This is a genomic window from Caballeronia sp., from assembly GCF_028292365.1.
Classification (GTDB): Bacteria; Pseudomonadota; Gammaproteobacteria; order Burkholderiales; family Burkholderiaceae; genus Caballeronia.
Genome location: NZ_JAQGMM010000354.1, coordinates 18,256 through 34,247, shown reverse-complemented (window position 1 = coordinate 34,247; position 15,992 = coordinate 18,256). Strand labels below are relative to the sequence as shown.

The following is a 15,992-nucleotide window of genomic DNA, read 5'->3' as shown; positions in this document are numbered from 1 at the left end:
TGCATCGTTCGGCAATGCTCGACCTTCAGCGGCTCCTTTTTTGAATGCACGGCTGATAGGAAAAGGCACGACGGCATCTTTCCCCCGGTCCAGCTAAAAGGCGATTGCACCGGTCATCATGAACGTCGAAGTGCTCTTCAAGCGGTTCTGGCTGCTGACTGTCGGGACCCATCGCACACTGAGGGACAGCGGCGTCTTGCCGTCGAGCTTGGTGTCATAGGTGACGATCGGCCCCACGGCCCAGTCGTGCCCACGGAATCCGTTCAGTCTGTCGGCGGTCGGCCCGGTGTCATTACCCAACTGCTGTACGGTACCAACAATCAGGCCCGCGCTGAAGCCGCCAGGCAGATGCTTCAATGCCATCACGTCGAACGTGAACAGTGGCGCGTTCTGGTAGTTGGTCGCCGTGTTTTTGGTGTAGAACTGCACGCCCATCACTGCATCGATCTCGAATCCCCAATGCGGGAAAATCCGCGTGTAGGCGACCTGCGGGATAAACGTCCAATTGTTCAGGCTGGGGTTGGCTAGTGCATTTGGATCATACTGGCCTGTGGGAGCCCAGATGTTGAAACTGAACGCCACATGATCGACGCTGGTTATGTGGTAGCCGGCAATGACGGGCGTGAAATACAGGTCGAACAGGTTCGATGCACGGTCGGACGTGCTCGCTTGTCGAGATCCGAGAGCCAGCGACGCATCGACCTTCGTCCAGACGTAGGGGAGCGTCACGCTGGATGCAAAATTCCACGCACCTGTATGGATGTCCCACACCTTGAGCAGCGTCGCAAGAGTGAATGCGACCTGACCGTCGATGCCAAGCGACGTCTTGCCCGCGATAGGCACCTGTCGATCGGCACCGATCGAGCCGTCAAGGTATATCTCGCTGAGGCTTATTGCGGTGATCGGTTCCGGCGAAACGACTCCGATATCTGGAACCACTCCGGCACCGGCGACCGGTCGGCCCAAGCCTCCTTCTGTCGCATGGCCTGGCGTGCAAAGCATAAAGCTCGCGACAATGCTAAGGATGCGGAAATACTTTCCGGCACTTGCAGATTTTGTCGAATCGAAGTGGCGCATTGTTCACCCAGTTCAGATCAGGGCATCGTCCGGAAGTCTGTCTCTTCTTCTGCAACGGATAAATGATCTCAACCGTTACGTCAAGCACCTCGAAAAAAATAATGGGACACACGCTCGATGGCCGGGCTAGCTGTCAGGTCCGTCCTGAGTCCGTCTTGACCAAGCGCAGGTTGGCAAGCGCTTCTCGCGGAGTGAGGTGTATGCGAGCGTTTGCCACAAGTTGACTCCAGTAAGGTATTGCGATATCGGTTTCTCGAGCATGGATCCTGCCATGCGGTTGCGTGGAGGGCGACATCTGGTGCGACACGCAAAACCCCATGCGCTGTTCAACCACCGCATCCGCCTCGCCAGCCTGCTGGCGACGCAGCATTCGTACTGGAAAATACGAATCGGAAGGTCATGTCCGAGAGCGCAGTCATGAGCATGCGACGCGAATTTGACTGACGGTTATTGGCCGGCCTCTGCCTGACGGCGGCCGGCGCTACCCGACGCTAATCAGTTCCTCCCTCAAAATGATGCTGAACGTCTCAGGCCGGGATCTCACCAGGCATTTCCGTAGAACTCGCAGCCCAGTCCATTGGTAATCCTGACTTAAGTGCTCAACACGAGCGTATAGTCGGTCATCTGTCACGGTGGAGATTTGCAAACATGAACGATCTCGCTACCAAAGAAGCGGACGCACTGGCGATTGTCAAAACGTTTTATCGCGGCGCCGCCGAGGGCAGGATAGTGGACTTCGAAAAGTACCTGGCCGACGACTTCGTATTGCGCGTTCCCGATTATCTTCCTTGGGGCGGTCAATATGACAAAGCCGGCTACGTGTCGATCCTTCCCAAGGTGGCAGCAACACTCGATTTCGCGAGGCTTTCGTACGAGAGCCTGACCGTACAGGGCGAACATGTCGTGGCTCTGATCCGGATTGGTGTTCAGGGGACTGACGAATCGATCCTGATTTCTGAGCATTGGGATATCTCAGACGGTCAGGCAAATCGGCTACTTGTAGCTTACTTCGATCCGAAGGTGCTTCTGGACAAGGTCGCGTAACGCCTGGCAAGGCGCCTTCATTGCTAAGGAGTTTTGATGAATCAGCCAGATTTCTCTGCTCGTGACAAGGTTGTCAAACACAACGTTTACGCCTCCGTGAGACGGCGGGACGGTCTCCCCCAGGAAGCCTTTGCTAACTACTGGCGCGACGTGCACTCAACGCTCTGCTCGCGCCTGCCGGGACTCAACTTCTACGTTCAACAACACTTCGACCGAGACTATTACGCGAACTTCTGGCCCATCGCAAATGGTATTCGCCGGATTGAAGCGAAGCTAGACGGGTCAGCCGAACTGGGCTTTGCGAATCTCGAGGAGCAATCCTTGTTCGCCGAGGCAGGGAAGATTCTTTACGACGATGAAGCCAACTTCATTGGTGAAGCCGTTGCCTACAACCTGCCTAACGGTTCGCTCACACTTGTCGATAAGGATCAGAATGCCACTCGCAATGGCGCAGATCCATTTCATCGGATTCATTTGTACATGAGCCGCAAGCCAGGACGGGACACAACGACGTGGCTGACGGAGACAAACACCGCGCTCGCAAAACATGACGCTGTGATCAAGTGGAAACTGCATCTCCCTGAACCGTACGACAATGACAAGCCCGCTCCTCCGTCGCCTGACGTCGAGCACCGTGTCGAGGCGGACAGACTGAATCTGGCGGTTGCGGAAATCGCATTCGCCAGCCCCTTGGCGGCAAAGTCGCTGTTTTCATCTCCAACGTTCAAAGAAGTGCAGCACGAACAGGCGCGATACGTCGACGCCATTGGCGTGTATCTCGTGACCGGGTTTTACACGTTCGTTCGTGACGGCCATCCAACATTAGCAGGCTTGCGCGGAAGTCGACCTGCAGAACTCATCACCACTTTGGGCGCAGTGAATCAGCTTGACGAGAGGGTGACTGCAAGGTTTGCTCCGCGATAGGCAGGAATACTTTCTTCAAAGCATTCGAAGTGTTCTGACGTGCCAGGGCGTGAGATATGGCCGTTCAACGTGCAGCTTTTCGACAAGACACGGACACTTACCTCCTCCGTTTTTCCAGGCCGAAGCTTAAGACAGGAATCACTGCAATGCGTCCATTTGCGTGGGTCCGCGGGCATACTGACGTGGCGAACAACCCATCGTCCGCCGGAAGGCTTTGCTGAACGCACTCTCGGATTCGTAACCAAGCATGACCGCAATCCTGGAGACGGATTCATTCGTGTTTTTCGATCTGTCCCCTGCCAGCAACATGCGCCAGCGTGTCAGATATTCCATTGGCGAGGATCCGACCGTCTCCTTGAACCGCAAGGCGAAGGTCGTTCTAGACATGCCAGCGCGTTCCGCAAGCGTCTTCAGCGTCCAACGATAGGCAGGCTGTTCGTGCATTGCGTTCATTGCCGAGCAAAGTTGTTTGTCCGCAATGGCGAACAACCATCCGACACCCTTCTCAACATGTGCCTCCAGATGCAGGCGCAGTGCCCGAACCAACAGGGTGTAAGCAAGATGCTGGCTCAGGCATCGAGTACAAGAACCAAGGAAACGTTGGGATGGGACCCGAAGCAGGTCCGCTTGATTGCGGATCTTCGGGATGCTTGAATTTTCTTTGCGCTAGTGTGCAGAGAAGGGACTGCCTTGGCGGGAGGGGGAAGCGGGGGAGGGTGAAGCGCGCGAAGAGACTGGCCGAGATCAATACACCTTGAAGTTTTCGGTGCGTGCCATCAATGCCAGTCCAATAACTGCCATACCCGCGAAGAGCGCTGGCAGCAGGAAGACATTGGGAAGGCCCAGGAATGCGACCCCGAAACCGCCCGCGATGCCTCCTAACGCCGAGGCGAGAGCCGTCGAGCTCATGAAGATTGCCGACGCCGTCCCTACCGCGTTGGGAAGCAGGCGTTGAGCGACGATGATGCCCAGAACCATGAATATGCCCCAAACACCACCCATGAGGATCTGTCCGGCGAACATGCCCGCTGCGGACGACCAGAGCGCAAAGCAAAGATTGGCAAACACCCCGATGGCAGCCGCGATACACATCAACCAAACGTTGCCAAACTTGCGGCCCAGCCCGATGCTGAAGGGCATGATGAGCAGTTCGATGAATGGCTGTATGCCGATGACCGCACCCCGTGCGGCTGGACTTAGCTTGAGGTGTTCTTCCATGTAGATCAGCAGGAACCCGTACTTCACTGGCTCCCCTGCGTAGACCAGGACGAAGAGTCCTGTGAACGTCAGCAGGGGAAGCATGGCGCGTAGGCTGGCGTGACGCGCGGGCTCACTCGCTGACTCCGGCTTGAGCTTGACGGTTGCGTTCAGCGTTCCGAGAGGTGCGATCTGTAGAAGCATGCAGATGGCGGTCATCCACAGCATGGGGCGCAGGCCATACGTAGCCGCCACCCACGCTCCCAAGACAGGCCCAACGATCCATCCGCCGGTAAGCGCCATACGGATGATGGCAACGACACTTTCATTTGCGTCGCCGGGCTCGTTGCTGAGTTCATCGTGGACAGCCGCAAAGATTTGCGAGGCGGTCGCACCGGAAACGGCCAGCAAAGCGACGGCGATGATAAAGGGCATCCAGACCGAAGTAGAGAGGGCCAGCCCCGCCCAGCCCACAAAGCCGGCCGCAGCGCACAGGCGAAAAAGACCGAGGCGATTCCCCGTGTAATCGGAGTAGCGGCCGACGAAATAGCCTGCGACTGGCGCGGCAAGGCTGGTCAAATAATAGAATCCCGCCAACGGCAGCGAGGCGCCGAGTTCCTTCACCAGGAACAGAACGATCTGGGGTGCAGCCGCTGACGCGCCGAGACCCGACAGAAACATCGCAATCGTTGCGCCGAGAAAAAGCCTCGAGGCCGCAACTTGACGCAATGCAGATTGACTACCGGGTCGGTCAGACATCGTGACGGGTTGACTACCGCTTTCGTCGGACATCGTGGATCGAACCCCATGGTTATGTTCCTGAACTTGTTCGGCAGCGACGGTCCGCCCGGAGCGCACGCTGGAGTTTATCGCAACCGTTTTCTCGATTGTTATGGTCAGGTCGAGCGGGTCACTTCCGCATTGCCGAAACAACGGGCTGAGGCTTGAAACTGGAAACGCTTGAGCAGTCCGCGTTTTCGTTAATAGCGGTCAGCCGACCCCCCGGCGGTCGCCGCAATCTGACCGCAGGACGTGCGGATGGAAGGAAAACTGCAAACCCTACTTACAAACCGCGAGCAAGCTCGCGGGCTTTTTCGCTGGCTTCATTGCGGGATGCATGGTCCTGCTCGGGGCCGGCCAATGTTTTTTCGACACTAATCACATGTACGTCGGTGATTCCGACCATACGCGACCACATGGTCAGATAGGCGGTCTGAAAGTCGAACTGTTCCTGTGGAAAATCCGCTCCAAGCTGAACGCCTCGCGCTGCGACCGTGACGACTGTCCTTCCGCCAAGCAGGCCGTGCAATCCTCTTTCGTCGAATGTAAACAGCACGTCCTTCTGCGATATGACATCGATCAAATGTTTGAGGCGATACGGGATGCCGAAATTCCACATGGGTACGCTGAAGAGAATGATGTTTGCCTGTCGGAACCGTTCGGCAAGCGTATCGACCGTGCGCCATGCGTCAGCCTGCGCAGGATCGAGCGGCCGGCCCTCGATGCCTGCGTATTTTGCTTCAAGCACCGGCCCGTCAAAAACGGGCAGATCGATTTCCCAGACATTCAGTTCGTCGACCGTCCCGTCAGGATGTCGCTCCTTCCAGGCTTCAATGAAGGCGTTAGCGACCTGCCGCGAGGCTGAGCGCCCTGTGCGTGGCGAACCAATCACGTGAAGAAGATGCATAAGTCCTCGTAAACTCAAGTTGGATAAGGAGCGAATCGGAGCGAATCGGAGCGAATCCCGCCGCGAAGTCATGTCAGCATCGGCGCCAAGTCGGGATCACCTTGAGCCATCGCCCGTTGATACCCGGCCCGTTCGCCGATGCGCTGAAGATACGCCAGTATGTTCGGATATGGCTTGAGATCAACAGGATGAAACAGACGCATCGTGGTCAGCGAAAAGACGCTCATGATGTCTGCCGCGGTGAACGCGCTACCAGCGAGATAGTCATTCTGTGCAAGCCGCGCTTCGATCAGCGCGAGCACCTTGTCCAGTCGTCCTTGCACCGACGCTTGGATCGGATGGTCCGGTGGCAGCCCGCAGCGCCCAATGAACATCGACCGTCCCATTACCGGCTGAAGATTGCCATTGGCGAAGTGAAACCAGTAAAGATAGGAAGCGAAATCGGGATGGTCGGGTCCATGCTGCAAGCGTCCGTCACCATATCGGGCGAGGATAAATTCGACAATTGCGGCTGATTCGGCAAGCAAGATTCCGTCGGCTTCGATAAGCGGTGCCGCGCCGAGTGGATGCAACGCCTTGAGCTCCGGCGGCGACAACTGCGTGAGCGGGTCGCGCGTGTATTTTTCGAGCTCGTAGGAAACCTTGAGTTCTTCACAAAGCCAGACGATCCGTTCCGATTGTGAGTGACCAAGGTGATGGATTTTCAGCATGAAGCTTTCCTTGTAAGAAGTGCGACAAGTGATCCGGTTCATTCGGACCAGGGATGGACCGCCAGACGACGGACCGAATGGCAGCCATTAGTCGGAAAGCCTCGAGTCAGACAACGCCAGCCTTGATTGCTTCGCGTGCGCGTTCACGGGCGCGATAAGCTGTAACTTTTGCAATCGTGCCGCACGCCCGACCGTCTGCACTGCCTTTCGTCATGCCGCACCAGCGTTTGCTGCCGTTGCGCGTGTGATCATAGAAAGCCCACTGGCAATCAGGACACGTCTTCAGACGCGCCCACTCGCCCGATGCAATGGCATTCGCCACTGCAGCCACGATATAGCCAACGAAGCTCGCTTCCGAGGATTCGATAGTCAACTTCGTAGCGCCATCCATCCATCGCGCTTTCACACTCAGCGCAGCGCTGCTGAACCACTCATTCAGCGCCTCTTCACTAGCCCCCTCCTCATGGCATGCACCGCGCAGATCGGCGCGAAGCCGCCGCAGCTTGCCCAAAGCGTCGCTTTTGGATCGCACCCGGTGGGGAAATTCCTTGCGCCACAACTGGGACGTTCGTACCAATTCAGGCAGTACGTCTGATTCTTCACGCGTGTCGTTTGGAATCGACCAGGTGTTGATGAACCGCCGCACGACTTCGAGCTCGCCTGGCGCAGTCTGATTGTGATCCGGCATGGCGTCTCCGTGTTGCAAAGTCAAGGAGTTTACGTAACCATCAAAATACTACAGTGGTTACAAGGATGCAAGATGTTCACCAAGAGCCATTCGATCCGTCCGACCTTTTCACGCGACATCCGGGCGTTGTTGCGGATTCAGGGCGTCATGAACGCATCGCACTTCATGACCGTTCCACTGCTTGCGCTGCACATGTCGATGACCTTGCATTTCAGTGCCGCCGCGCTTGCCACAGTGATGTCGGCAAATTTGGTCTCCGCCCAGGTGTTGCCGCTGATGACCGGCGCGGTCGCGGACCGCTTCGGCTCCCGGCGCATGATGGCGTTGGGGCTTTGGTTGAGGGGATTGGGATTTCTCGGATTCGGCATGACGAACGACGCAAGCGCCTGGGTATGCTTCGCGTTCGTGGCCGGTTCGGGCGTTGCATGTTACGAGGGCGGTCTTTACGGAGTTCTCGGCCGTCAGCCGAAGGCAACGCTTTCCGCGCTGTTTGCCACTAACAACCAGATGCTGAACCTGGGCACCGCGGTCGGTCCGATAATAGGCGGACTCGCGGGTCTCGCCGATGCCCGTTTCGCGTTTGCCGGAAGCGCACTTTTATTTGGCTTGCTTGGCGCAGTGGTGTTTCGATTAAACGTCGAAGTATCCGAAATATCGGATCGTCGTCCCGTTCTCTCAAGTCTGCGTGCTGCGGCGACCCATCGCGGTCTGTGGCGTTTGATCCTGGTCGCGCTTCCGTGGTTCTTTTTGTTCCCGCAGTTGTATGTCGCATTTCCACTATATGCGGGGCGTCTGGCGGGTCCGCACGCGGCGTCTGCGGTCTATGTTGTGAACGGCGCAATCGGACTGACGTTCATGCTGTCGATGAAACGCTGGCTCGTGCGGATGAATCCCATGACCGCGACCCTGTATGCCTATCTGGCTGCCGCAATCGCGTTCGCCAGCGTGGCCATTTTCGATGGCGTCGTGTGGTTCCTGTTATTCATCGCCGCATACACGGTTATCGAAACTATCATGCTGCCGGCACTTGAAACCATGACGGCTTCGCTGGCCACCGATGGAAGTCAAGGGACGTTTTTTGGCGCGCTGAGTGCCATAGGTGCGCTTGGTGGCGCGGCTGGATACTACGCAGGAAGTTGGCTCATTTTGAATGGAACATCGCACCAAACATGGGCACTATTCGGCAGCGTCGGTGTTGTCGGATTCGTGACGTCCGCGTTGATACTTCCGACAATCCCGCGTCAGGTGTTGCTGGATTAGGCTTGCGCCAGCAGTGCTTTGGCCGCCATTGAAAACTGGCAGCGACGACTTATTTGAGCGGCGAGTTTGAAGGTCTCTTTCTGGCCTGACCCCGCCGGTCAGCGCAAAGTGGGAATCACCCATACTTTCACATCGCAGAGAGAATTTCGGTTCGGTACTCAAGCATTCGCTAAATGCGCCGTTAATACCACTAGCGCGCTACCAGGGGCGGTAGTGAATCTCAGTTGGCAGCACCGTAACAATCGGAGCAAGCACGCCATGTCTGCAGTCTTAGCGAAGCACGGTCAACCGTCGAAAGACACGGTCATAGCCGAGTTGACGACAGCCGTCCGCAGGATTTCCAAAGACAAGATCGCGGAAATCGATCTGATCAACCGCGAGGCAACCTATCTCGCCATCAATGCGCTGATCGAGGCGGCACGCGCTGGAGAAGCCGGCCGTGGCTTCGCAGTCGTGGCGAACCAGGTGAAGGACGTGTCTCACCGGATCGGGCAACTCACTGGCGAGCTCGGCGCTGAACTTGCGACTATCAGCGAAACGATGGTGGCGGAGCTGGAACGGCAGCAGGGTCAGCGACTCACCGATCTGGCGCTGAACATGATCGACGTGATCGATCGCAATCTTTACGAGCGATCATGCGACGTACGCTGGTGGGCAACGGATGCAGCGATCGTTGATGGCGTGACGAGCACCCCGGAGGCCGCCGCTCACGCGTCAAAGCGGATGTCGGTGATACTCGACAGCTATACCGTCTATCTCGACATCTGGATGCTGGATCTCGACGGGCGTGTCGTCGCGAATGGGCGGCCCTCAAAGTTCCCGGTCGCGGGTGTGGCAAGCGCCGCCCGCCAGGAGTGGTTCGATGCCGCGCTCCGTACGCGCTCTGGCGACGAATATGCCACCGCCAACGTGGGCACGGTCGCGGAACTGAACGGAGCGCAAACGGCCACGTACGCGACCGCGATCAGGGAGAACGGCGCAAGCAATGGAAAGATCGTCGGCGTTCTCGCGGTCTTTTTCGACTGGACGAAGCAAGCATCGGCGGTGCTGGATAACGTGCGTTTGAGTAACGAGGAGCGATTGCGCACGCGTTGCATGATTGTCGACGCCAATGGGCGAGTCATTGCGGATTCTGGGCAAATGTCCAGGAATCCGAAGCGATACGAGTTGCGATCGGGTAGTACAGGTGCCGGCGCTTATCGCACCACTGAGGGATCGTTTGTTGGATATGCATTGACGCCTGGCTATGAAAGCTACCAGGGCATGGGCTGGTTCGGGGTGATTGAGCAAAAACCACATCACGCGGCGTAGGTGTCTAGCCTCGCCGGTGCACTGCGCAAAGCACCTTGGAGCGGGTCGTTGCACCAAACGTACGGCCGATGTCGTTTGTATTTCACCGTCAATCAATCTGGATAATCCCGCCGAGCGTCCCGTTGTGGACGTACTCCCCGGGATCTGTGACCGCGCGACGCCCAGAGCGCAATCGATACGGCGAGGGCACGAACCGCCCCAAAAGAGACCCTTGATTCAGGCTGATATGCCCATTTCTGGTATCTGCGCCGGCCGCCCGCGCCGCTCGTCAAGTCGGTCGTCGAACGCATGCTGTCGTTCGCGCGAGCGGCTGGATCCACGCGTCGTGGTGACTTGCCGCTATGCCCGCATGGGTGCATGCGTTCGAATCCGCATCGAGATTGACGGCTAGCATTGCTGGGCGAAACGCTGCCGTTGCCGGCGTTGCCGGCGCATTTCCGTTACATGGGGTAGCCAGGTGATTCTCGATATCCGGACGCTTTATGTTGTCACTGCCATCACCTGTCTCGTGCTCGGCGCGCTGCAACTGGTCGCATATTGCACGCAGCGGTTCGAGCGCTGGCCGGCATGGTGGGGCCTCAGCAATGTGCTGCTGGGATTAGGGACGCTCGGCGTCGCGCTGCGCGGCTTGGCGCCCGATTTCGTAACCGTGCAACTGGCGAACGTCGTGACGATGGCCGCCTTTCTGTTGCTGCTGGTGTCCGTGCGTGCATTCGCGCTGCGGCCGCCGCTGCCCTGGTGGGTGGTGACGAGCGTCGTGGTATCGCAGGTGCTGCTCGTCGCGCTATGGTCCACCCCCGCCGATTTCCGCGTACGTATTGCATTTGAATCCATGGTCGCCGCGCTAATCGACTCGGCGATCGTCGTCGAAGGGGTGCGGCTTGCGCGACGGCATCGACTCACGTCCGCGTGGCTGCTCGCCGGTTGTTTTGGCGCGACCGCGCTGTTGTTTGCCTTACGGACAGTGATGACGTTGCGCGGCGCGATCGGCGGCACGACACTTTTCTCTTCACCCACCGCGACCTACCAGTGGATGGCTGCGACCGGCGAGGTCTTTATCACGCTTCGCGGCTTCACGTTGTTGCTGATGGCTGCCGAGCGCAGCCATCAGTTGCTGTTCGACCATGCGCAGCGCGATCCGTTGACGGGTGCGTTGAATCGCAGCGGACTGCATCTGTCATATGGGCGGCTGGCGGCCGCGCGCCGCGCGGCGCGTCAGGACGACGATGCGATATTGAGCGTAGTATCGCTGGTCGTGATAGATCTCGACCACTTCAAGGCGGTCAACGACACGCACGGCCACGCGATGGGCGACGATGTGCTGCGCCTCTTCGCGGCCACTGCGAGCGGCGACCTGCGCACCGGCGACACGCTCGCGCGCTATGGTGGCGACGAGTTCGTCATGCTGCTGCCGCGCACCGGCGGCAGTGAAGCCTTTGCGATCGCCGAGCGAATCCGCGTCGCGTTCGCGAATGCGACCGGCTCGCTCGGTGCGCTCGCGATCCAGCCGACATTAAGCATCGGCATCGCCGCTGGCAGCCTCACCGACGACACGCTCGATACGATCCTGCAACGCGCCGACGAGGCGCTCTACCGTTCGAAGCGGGAAGGCCGCAACCGTGTGCGCGTCGCGGCTTTCGAGTATCACTCGCAGTGAAGTCTGTGTCAGGTACGTGAAAAACTAGTGGCACAGATCGGGGGAAATCCGGGAGTCACCCTCGCCCCACGAGCCCGGTGGCGATGACAATTCGCGACTAATCGTTGTCGCCAACAGCTGTTATTGGGCGGCAGCCGGCGACACTACGCTCGGTCGCGCCAGCGAATTGTTGCTTTTCCAAACGGTGGGAGCAGGGGTCGAGCCATTGCTGCTATTTTGCAGCCCCGAGTTCGGCGACGCAGCGGCCCGGCCACTGTCCGAGTTGGCGTCCCCTGGCGTTCCGTAGCCGCCCGTTGCAGCAGCCGGCGACACTACGCTCGGTCGCGCCAGCGAGTTGTTGTTCTGTGCATAAGCGCCGCCTGACAGCGTGAGTGCTGCGACGGCCGCGATTAATATGCTGGTTGCCTTGTTCATGAACCGGTCTCCTTGATTGAAATGGAATTTCCACGTAAACGGTGCAACCCCATTGTAGGAAAGTGGTCGCTGTTGATTAAGCGCATTGTTCGCAAGGGTGAATTTCTATTTTCGGAGTTACCCCTAACGGGCGAGCCCAATCCAAGGCCGGCGGTTCGGCATTTAACGGTGCATGCTTCGTGATCCGCCAGGAAACTAATCGGGCTGCGTGGATAGCGAATGGCCAGTGGAGCGGCGCTTGGTGAGCAAACTTGCAAACGAAATCCCCCACGATTGACGACGGTCCGAGCGGACCACGTTTAAAGACACCTGCCAGCCAGGTCGGACAACTCGTGACACACCTGAGCAAACAACGGTTCCGGCCCTTTCCTCATTGGAGCCACTTCCTCACATCTTTCTCCCACTCCGGATCGCCGCAACCTTTCGGGTTCTCCGGCCCAAGCACGGTGATGTAGCCCTTACCTTTCATACACGACTCGTACGCACGAACTTTCGAGCATTGATCCGGGCCTGCTTTCTTCGAAACCGCTTTACATTGTGCGATGGTCCTGTCCATCGGACCGAAGTCCATATCGCTCGCCTGATTGAGCGTCGACGCATCAGCGCCCGATACGGAAAACTCGACGGGGCTGGTCTGCGCACAAGCGCTCAACAATAGACCAGCGAATGAGGCAATGAAGAGAAGATGAACACGCGGTCCCATGGATCGGCTCCTGCTAGAAAAAGATAGACGCAGCATGCGGATGCGGATCGAGGGAGACGGTTGCCAGCCGACCCGCGCTTTTCCAACACTGGTTGAATCCGCCCGCCCTGAGCGGTCATCGAAGTCACCCAACAGCGGACACTCGCGGGCGGCACCTTCAGAAAACGCGATATTCAACCAAGGTGCCACTACGATACGGCCGTGTCCTGGACGACCATATTGCAAACATCAGCGGGCTGGAAAGCCATCGTGCTGACCGGGTCAGTCAATGCTTTCGGCCTGTGCCCGCTCCAGGTCGGCGTGCGCTTCATCCACCTTGCGTTGGCGCTCGGCAATTTTCTTAGAACTTTTCCCCTGAGTCCTGGCTTCCTGCAAATCGTGTTCGCGTTCCGCCAGCTTTTTCTGTGCCGAAGCAACTTTGCGCTGAGTCGCGCTGCGCAAAACTTCATCTGTACAGTTCGCATTCAACCGGGCAAGCGCGGTTTCCAAGCCGTCGACGCGACGTGCATTGCCATGCGCCTGAGCGTACGTAATCTCCCTTTCCAACGAAGTACGCTTGGCTTCACAGCCACGCACTTGCGCCCAAACAAGCATCGGACACATTACTGAGGACAACAACAGAACCTTGAAGGCCGTCCTCATTGTCTTCATTTTCTTCATTTACTACCTCGATAGAGGTTGATTGAGGCGCTCGATCAGCCGCGATCGAGCGTCGATGATTCATCATACTATCCGACCGAGCACCCCGCGTGAAGAGGGGATAACAGAAGCCAGAATGCCCGCGTTTGCATGCCTCATCGAGACCAGCGACATCGCCTTGATACCGCCAACTTCAACCATAGTGCAACGCCTGGTCCGCACGGTTATTTCTTGCGCCGGCCGCGGGACGTTCTCGTTCGCGATTCCGGTGCGCGAGGCGCAGCAAACATCGGCATGCGTTCCTGAATCCACTTAAGCAGTTCGAGCGGGCCTCCAGCGAGCGGCCTGCCGGTCTTGACTAACGCCCTCGCCTGCACGCCTTCAAACAGCGGGTGCGCGATCGGAACCGTTGTCAGTTCGCCGCTCGCAAGCTCCCGGTATGCAGCAAATTCGCCGATGAGCGTCACGAAGTTTTCAGCCGTCACGAAGCGCTTCAATGCACTCAGGGAATTCGTTGTTATCGCGGGGCGGATCGTGATGTTCTCGGCGAGTTCCAGCATCGATACAACATGGCCGATCCCGAACGTGGATGGCATGAGCACCAGTGGATAGGCACGCAGATCCTCGATGCTCGCCGGCCCGGTACGTTTAACGAGCGGATGATCGCTTCGCAGCAACAGCACGACGGGTTGGCTGGAACTCGCTCGATATTCGATGCGCGGATGCGGCGGCGGATTGTAGGCGAGTCCGATATGCGAGCGGCTTTCCGCGACATCGTCCAGCAGCTCGTCCACCGCGAGCATGGTCATGCTGATTTCCAGGCGGGGGTAGCGGGCGCAGAACGGCGCAAGCACGTCGTCAACAAGCGTATCGACAAACCCCTCGCTCACCGCAAGCTGGATACGGCCCTGCTGAAGTCCCTTCAACGCGTGCAACTGGTCCTCAAGCTTTTCCTGCTGCGACCGGTAGCCCTGCCAGAACTCCAGCAGATGAAACGCAGCTTCGGTAGGCTTGACGCCGCGAGCCTGACGTTCGAACAGCGTGGCGCCCAGTTCATCCTCGAGGAGCTTGATCTGCCTCGTGATAACCGAAGGCGAGGTATTGATGTGTTCTGCGGCGCCGCGGATGGTGCCGTGAGTGAGCACCTCGTGGAAATACCGAAGACGCTGCTGGTTGATCTCGCGCATTTGATTGTTCCGTTTGTGTTGTCTACAGAGCAACGATATGTGAACTTAGTTGCTCTTGCTAGCCTATTTTCGCGCTGTCACCATGAACTTGGCCGTTACCACTGGTCCAGTGAACGAAACCGGGAGACACGCATGTCAGCAATCCACCCATCGACCGCGGGCGACGACCCCTCCGCGCTCTACAGCAAGCTCAACTGGCGGCTCCTGCCGTTTCTAGTGACCTGCTACATGTTCGCGTATCTGGATCGCGTCAACGTCGGGTTCGCCAAGCTCCAGATGCAGACCGACCTGGGTTTCTCGGACGCCGCATACGGAGTCGGCGCAGGGATTTTCTTCATAGGCTACGTCTTGTTCGAACTGCCGAGCAACCTCATGTTGCCAAGGGTAGGCGCCCGGCGGACATTCAGCCGCATCCTCGTGCTCTGGGGCATTACATCGGCCTGCATGCTGTTCGTGCGTAACGTGCCCGCCTTCTACGCGATGCGATTTCTCCTCGGCGTCTTCGAGGCGGGTTTCGCGCCGGGCATGATCTATTACCTCTCGTGCTGGTACGGCCCGGCTCGCATGGCCCGCGCCATCGCCCTCGTGTTCGTGGCCGGACCACTGGGCGGGATTGTCGGCGGGCCGTTGTCGGCGTGGCTCATGACGCGTCTCTCCGGCGTCGGCGGCCTGGCGGGCTGGCAATGGATGTTCCTTGTAGAAGGACTGCCATGTATCGTGCTGGGTCTTCTGACCCTGCGTGTGCTGTCCGATCGCCCCGACGACGCGCCCTGGTTGAACGACGACGAAAAGCGGCTGCTCAAGCACGAGACCGCGCCGAGCCAGCATCGCGCGGATTCTTTCAAGGCGCTGCTCAAAAGCCCGAGGGTCTATGTGCTCGCGTTTGCGTACTTCAGCATCATTTTCCCGATCTATGCCATCAGCTTCTGGTTGCCGACGCTGCTCAGGGAACAGGGCGTGAGCGATACGCTGCGCCTCGGCTGGTACACCTCGATTCCCTATGTAGCGGCCGCGGTCTCCATGTACCTCGCCGGGCGCCGCTCCGACCGGCTGGGCGAACGGCGCTACCACTGCGCCATTCCGGCGTTCGCCGCCTCGGTCTGCCTGATCGCCGCCATTCTCGCCGACGGAAACCTGCCGATGACCCTTCTGGCACTGACCTTGGGAACTGCTTGCCTGTGGATGGCCTATACGGTCTTCTGGGCCATTCCGTCCGAGCTTGTCGAAGGAACCGCGGCGGCAGGGGGGATCGCGCTGATCAATACAGTCGGGTTATCGGGAGGATTCTGGGGACCCGCGGTAGTCGGCTGGACAAAAGCATGGACGGGAAGCATGCATGCCGGGCTCTTTGTCATGGCCTGTGCGGCCGCCGTGGCCGCCGTCTTGATACTGACGGGCAAGCTCACACTGAATAGGAACTAGGGCGTACAGGACAGTATTTTGCATTTGGTCACAAGCAGACAAAACATAGGTATCCACATTATCTATTCGTGG

The 15,992-nt window shown here is 58.4% G+C and carries 16 protein-coding genes; 6 read left to right on the top strand and 10 right to left on the bottom strand.

Annotated features, from left to right (window positions below):
• Positions 1-93: 93 nt before the first annotated feature.
• The gene (locus tag JWR14_RS21420; protein WP_299711157.1) at positions 94-1,002 is read right to left on the bottom strand and encodes a transporter; all 909 of its coding nucleotides are present in this window, start codon (positions 1,000-1,002) and stop codon (positions 94-96) included.
• Between the two features lie 723 nt (positions 1,003-1,725).
• Here JWR14_RS21420 and JWR14_RS21415 point away from each other — a divergent pair.
• Both JWR14_RS21415 and JWR14_RS21410 read left to right on the top strand, forming a co-directional pair.
• Positions 1,726-2,121 (top strand): hypothetical protein, encoded by a 396-nt coding sequence (locus tag JWR14_RS21415; protein ID WP_299711104.1) that lies wholly within the window; start codon positions 1,726-1,728, stop codon positions 2,119-2,121.
• Between the two features lie 36 nt (positions 2,122-2,157).
• Positions 2,158-3,045 carry an EthD domain-containing protein gene (locus JWR14_RS21410; protein WP_299711100.1) on the top strand — a complete coding sequence of 296 codons (888 nt, stop codon included), beginning with the start codon at positions 2,158-2,160 and terminating at the stop codon, positions 3,043-3,045.
• A gap of 138 nt (positions 3,046-3,183) precedes the next feature.
• On the opposite strand, the gene JWR14_RS21405 is transcribed toward JWR14_RS21410, so the two are convergent.
• The 5 genes from JWR14_RS21405 to JWR14_RS21385 form a co-directional block, all read right to left on the bottom strand.
• Positions 3,184-3,489, bottom strand: coding sequence for a helix-turn-helix transcriptional regulator (locus JWR14_RS21405; RefSeq protein ID WP_299711097.1), 306 nt, complete (start codon positions 3,487-3,489; stop codon positions 3,184-3,186).
• Positions 3,490-3,789: 300 nt separating this feature from the next.
• Entirely contained in the window at positions 3,790-5,034 is a 1,245-nt protein-coding gene (locus JWR14_RS21400; protein ID WP_299711094.1) for an MFS transporter, read from the bottom strand.
• A gap of 271 nt (positions 5,035-5,305) precedes the next feature.
• Positions 5,306-5,929 (bottom strand): NAD(P)H-dependent oxidoreductase, encoded by a 624-nt coding sequence (locus JWR14_RS21395; protein ID WP_299711091.1) that lies wholly within the window; start codon positions 5,927-5,929, stop codon positions 5,306-5,308.
• Between the two features lie 68 nt (positions 5,930-5,997).
• Positions 5,998-6,639: a glutathione S-transferase family protein gene (locus JWR14_RS21390; RefSeq protein ID WP_299711088.1), complete on the bottom strand. Its 642-nt coding sequence runs from the start codon at positions 6,637-6,639 to the stop codon at positions 5,998-6,000.
• A 106-nt stretch (positions 6,640-6,745) separates the two neighbouring features.
• Positions 6,746-7,327, bottom strand: a complete 582-nt coding sequence (locus JWR14_RS21385) for a CGNR zinc finger domain-containing protein (protein ID WP_299711085.1) — start codon at positions 7,325-7,327, stop codon at positions 6,746-6,748.
• 72 nt (positions 7,328-7,399) lie between these two features.
• Between JWR14_RS21385 and JWR14_RS21380 the strand changes: the two genes are divergently transcribed.
• The 3 genes from JWR14_RS21380 (at position 7,400) to JWR14_RS21370 (ending at position 11,555) form a co-directional block, all read left to right on the top strand.
• Positions 7,400-8,587, top strand: a complete 1,188-nt coding sequence (locus tag JWR14_RS21380) for an MFS transporter (RefSeq protein ID WP_299711082.1) — start codon at positions 7,400-7,402, stop codon at positions 8,585-8,587.
• Positions 8,588-8,845: 258 nt separating this feature from the next.
• A complete protein-coding gene (locus JWR14_RS21375) occupies positions 8,846-9,898 on the top strand; it encodes a methyl-accepting chemotaxis protein (protein WP_299711079.1) in 1,053 nt (350 codons plus the stop codon).
• Positions 9,899-10,355: 457 nt separating this feature from the next.
• The gene (locus JWR14_RS21370) at positions 10,356-11,555 is read left to right on the top strand and encodes a GGDEF domain-containing protein (protein ID WP_299711076.1); all 1,200 of its coding nucleotides are present in this window, start codon (positions 10,356-10,358) and stop codon (positions 11,553-11,555) included.
• A gap of 120 nt (positions 11,556-11,675) precedes the next feature.
• Here the strand turns inward: JWR14_RS21370 and JWR14_RS21365 are convergent, their stop codons facing one another.
• The 4 genes from JWR14_RS21365 to JWR14_RS21350 all read right to left on the bottom strand — a co-directional run bounded on the left by JWR14_RS21365 (position 11,676) and on the right by JWR14_RS21350 (position 14,498).
• Positions 11,676-11,969: a hypothetical protein gene (locus JWR14_RS21365; RefSeq protein ID WP_299711073.1), complete on the bottom strand. Its 294-nt coding sequence runs from the start codon at positions 11,967-11,969 to the stop codon at positions 11,676-11,678.
• Positions 11,970-12,339: 370 nt separating this feature from the next.
• Positions 12,340-12,849, bottom strand: a complete 510-nt coding sequence (locus JWR14_RS21360; RefSeq protein ID WP_366144580.1) for a hypothetical protein — start codon at positions 12,847-12,849, stop codon at positions 12,340-12,342.
• 84 nt (positions 12,850-12,933) lie between these two features.
• On the bottom strand, positions 12,934-13,332 hold the full coding sequence (locus JWR14_RS21355; protein ID WP_299711070.1) for a DUF1090 domain-containing protein: 399 nt from the start codon (positions 13,330-13,332) through the stop codon (positions 12,934-12,936).
• 203 nt (positions 13,333-13,535) lie between these two features.
• Positions 13,536-14,498 (bottom strand): LysR family transcriptional regulator, encoded by a 963-nt coding sequence (locus tag JWR14_RS21350; protein WP_299711066.1) that lies wholly within the window; start codon positions 14,496-14,498, stop codon positions 13,536-13,538.
• A gap of 132 nt (positions 14,499-14,630) precedes the next feature.
• On the opposite strand from JWR14_RS21350, the gene JWR14_RS21345 reads away from it, so the two are divergent.
• Positions 14,631-15,920 carry an MFS transporter gene (locus JWR14_RS21345; RefSeq protein ID WP_299711063.1) on the top strand — a complete coding sequence of 430 codons (1,290 nt, stop codon included), beginning with the start codon at positions 14,631-14,633 and terminating at the stop codon, positions 15,918-15,920.
• The last annotated feature ends 72 nt before the right edge of the window (positions 15,921-15,992 follow it).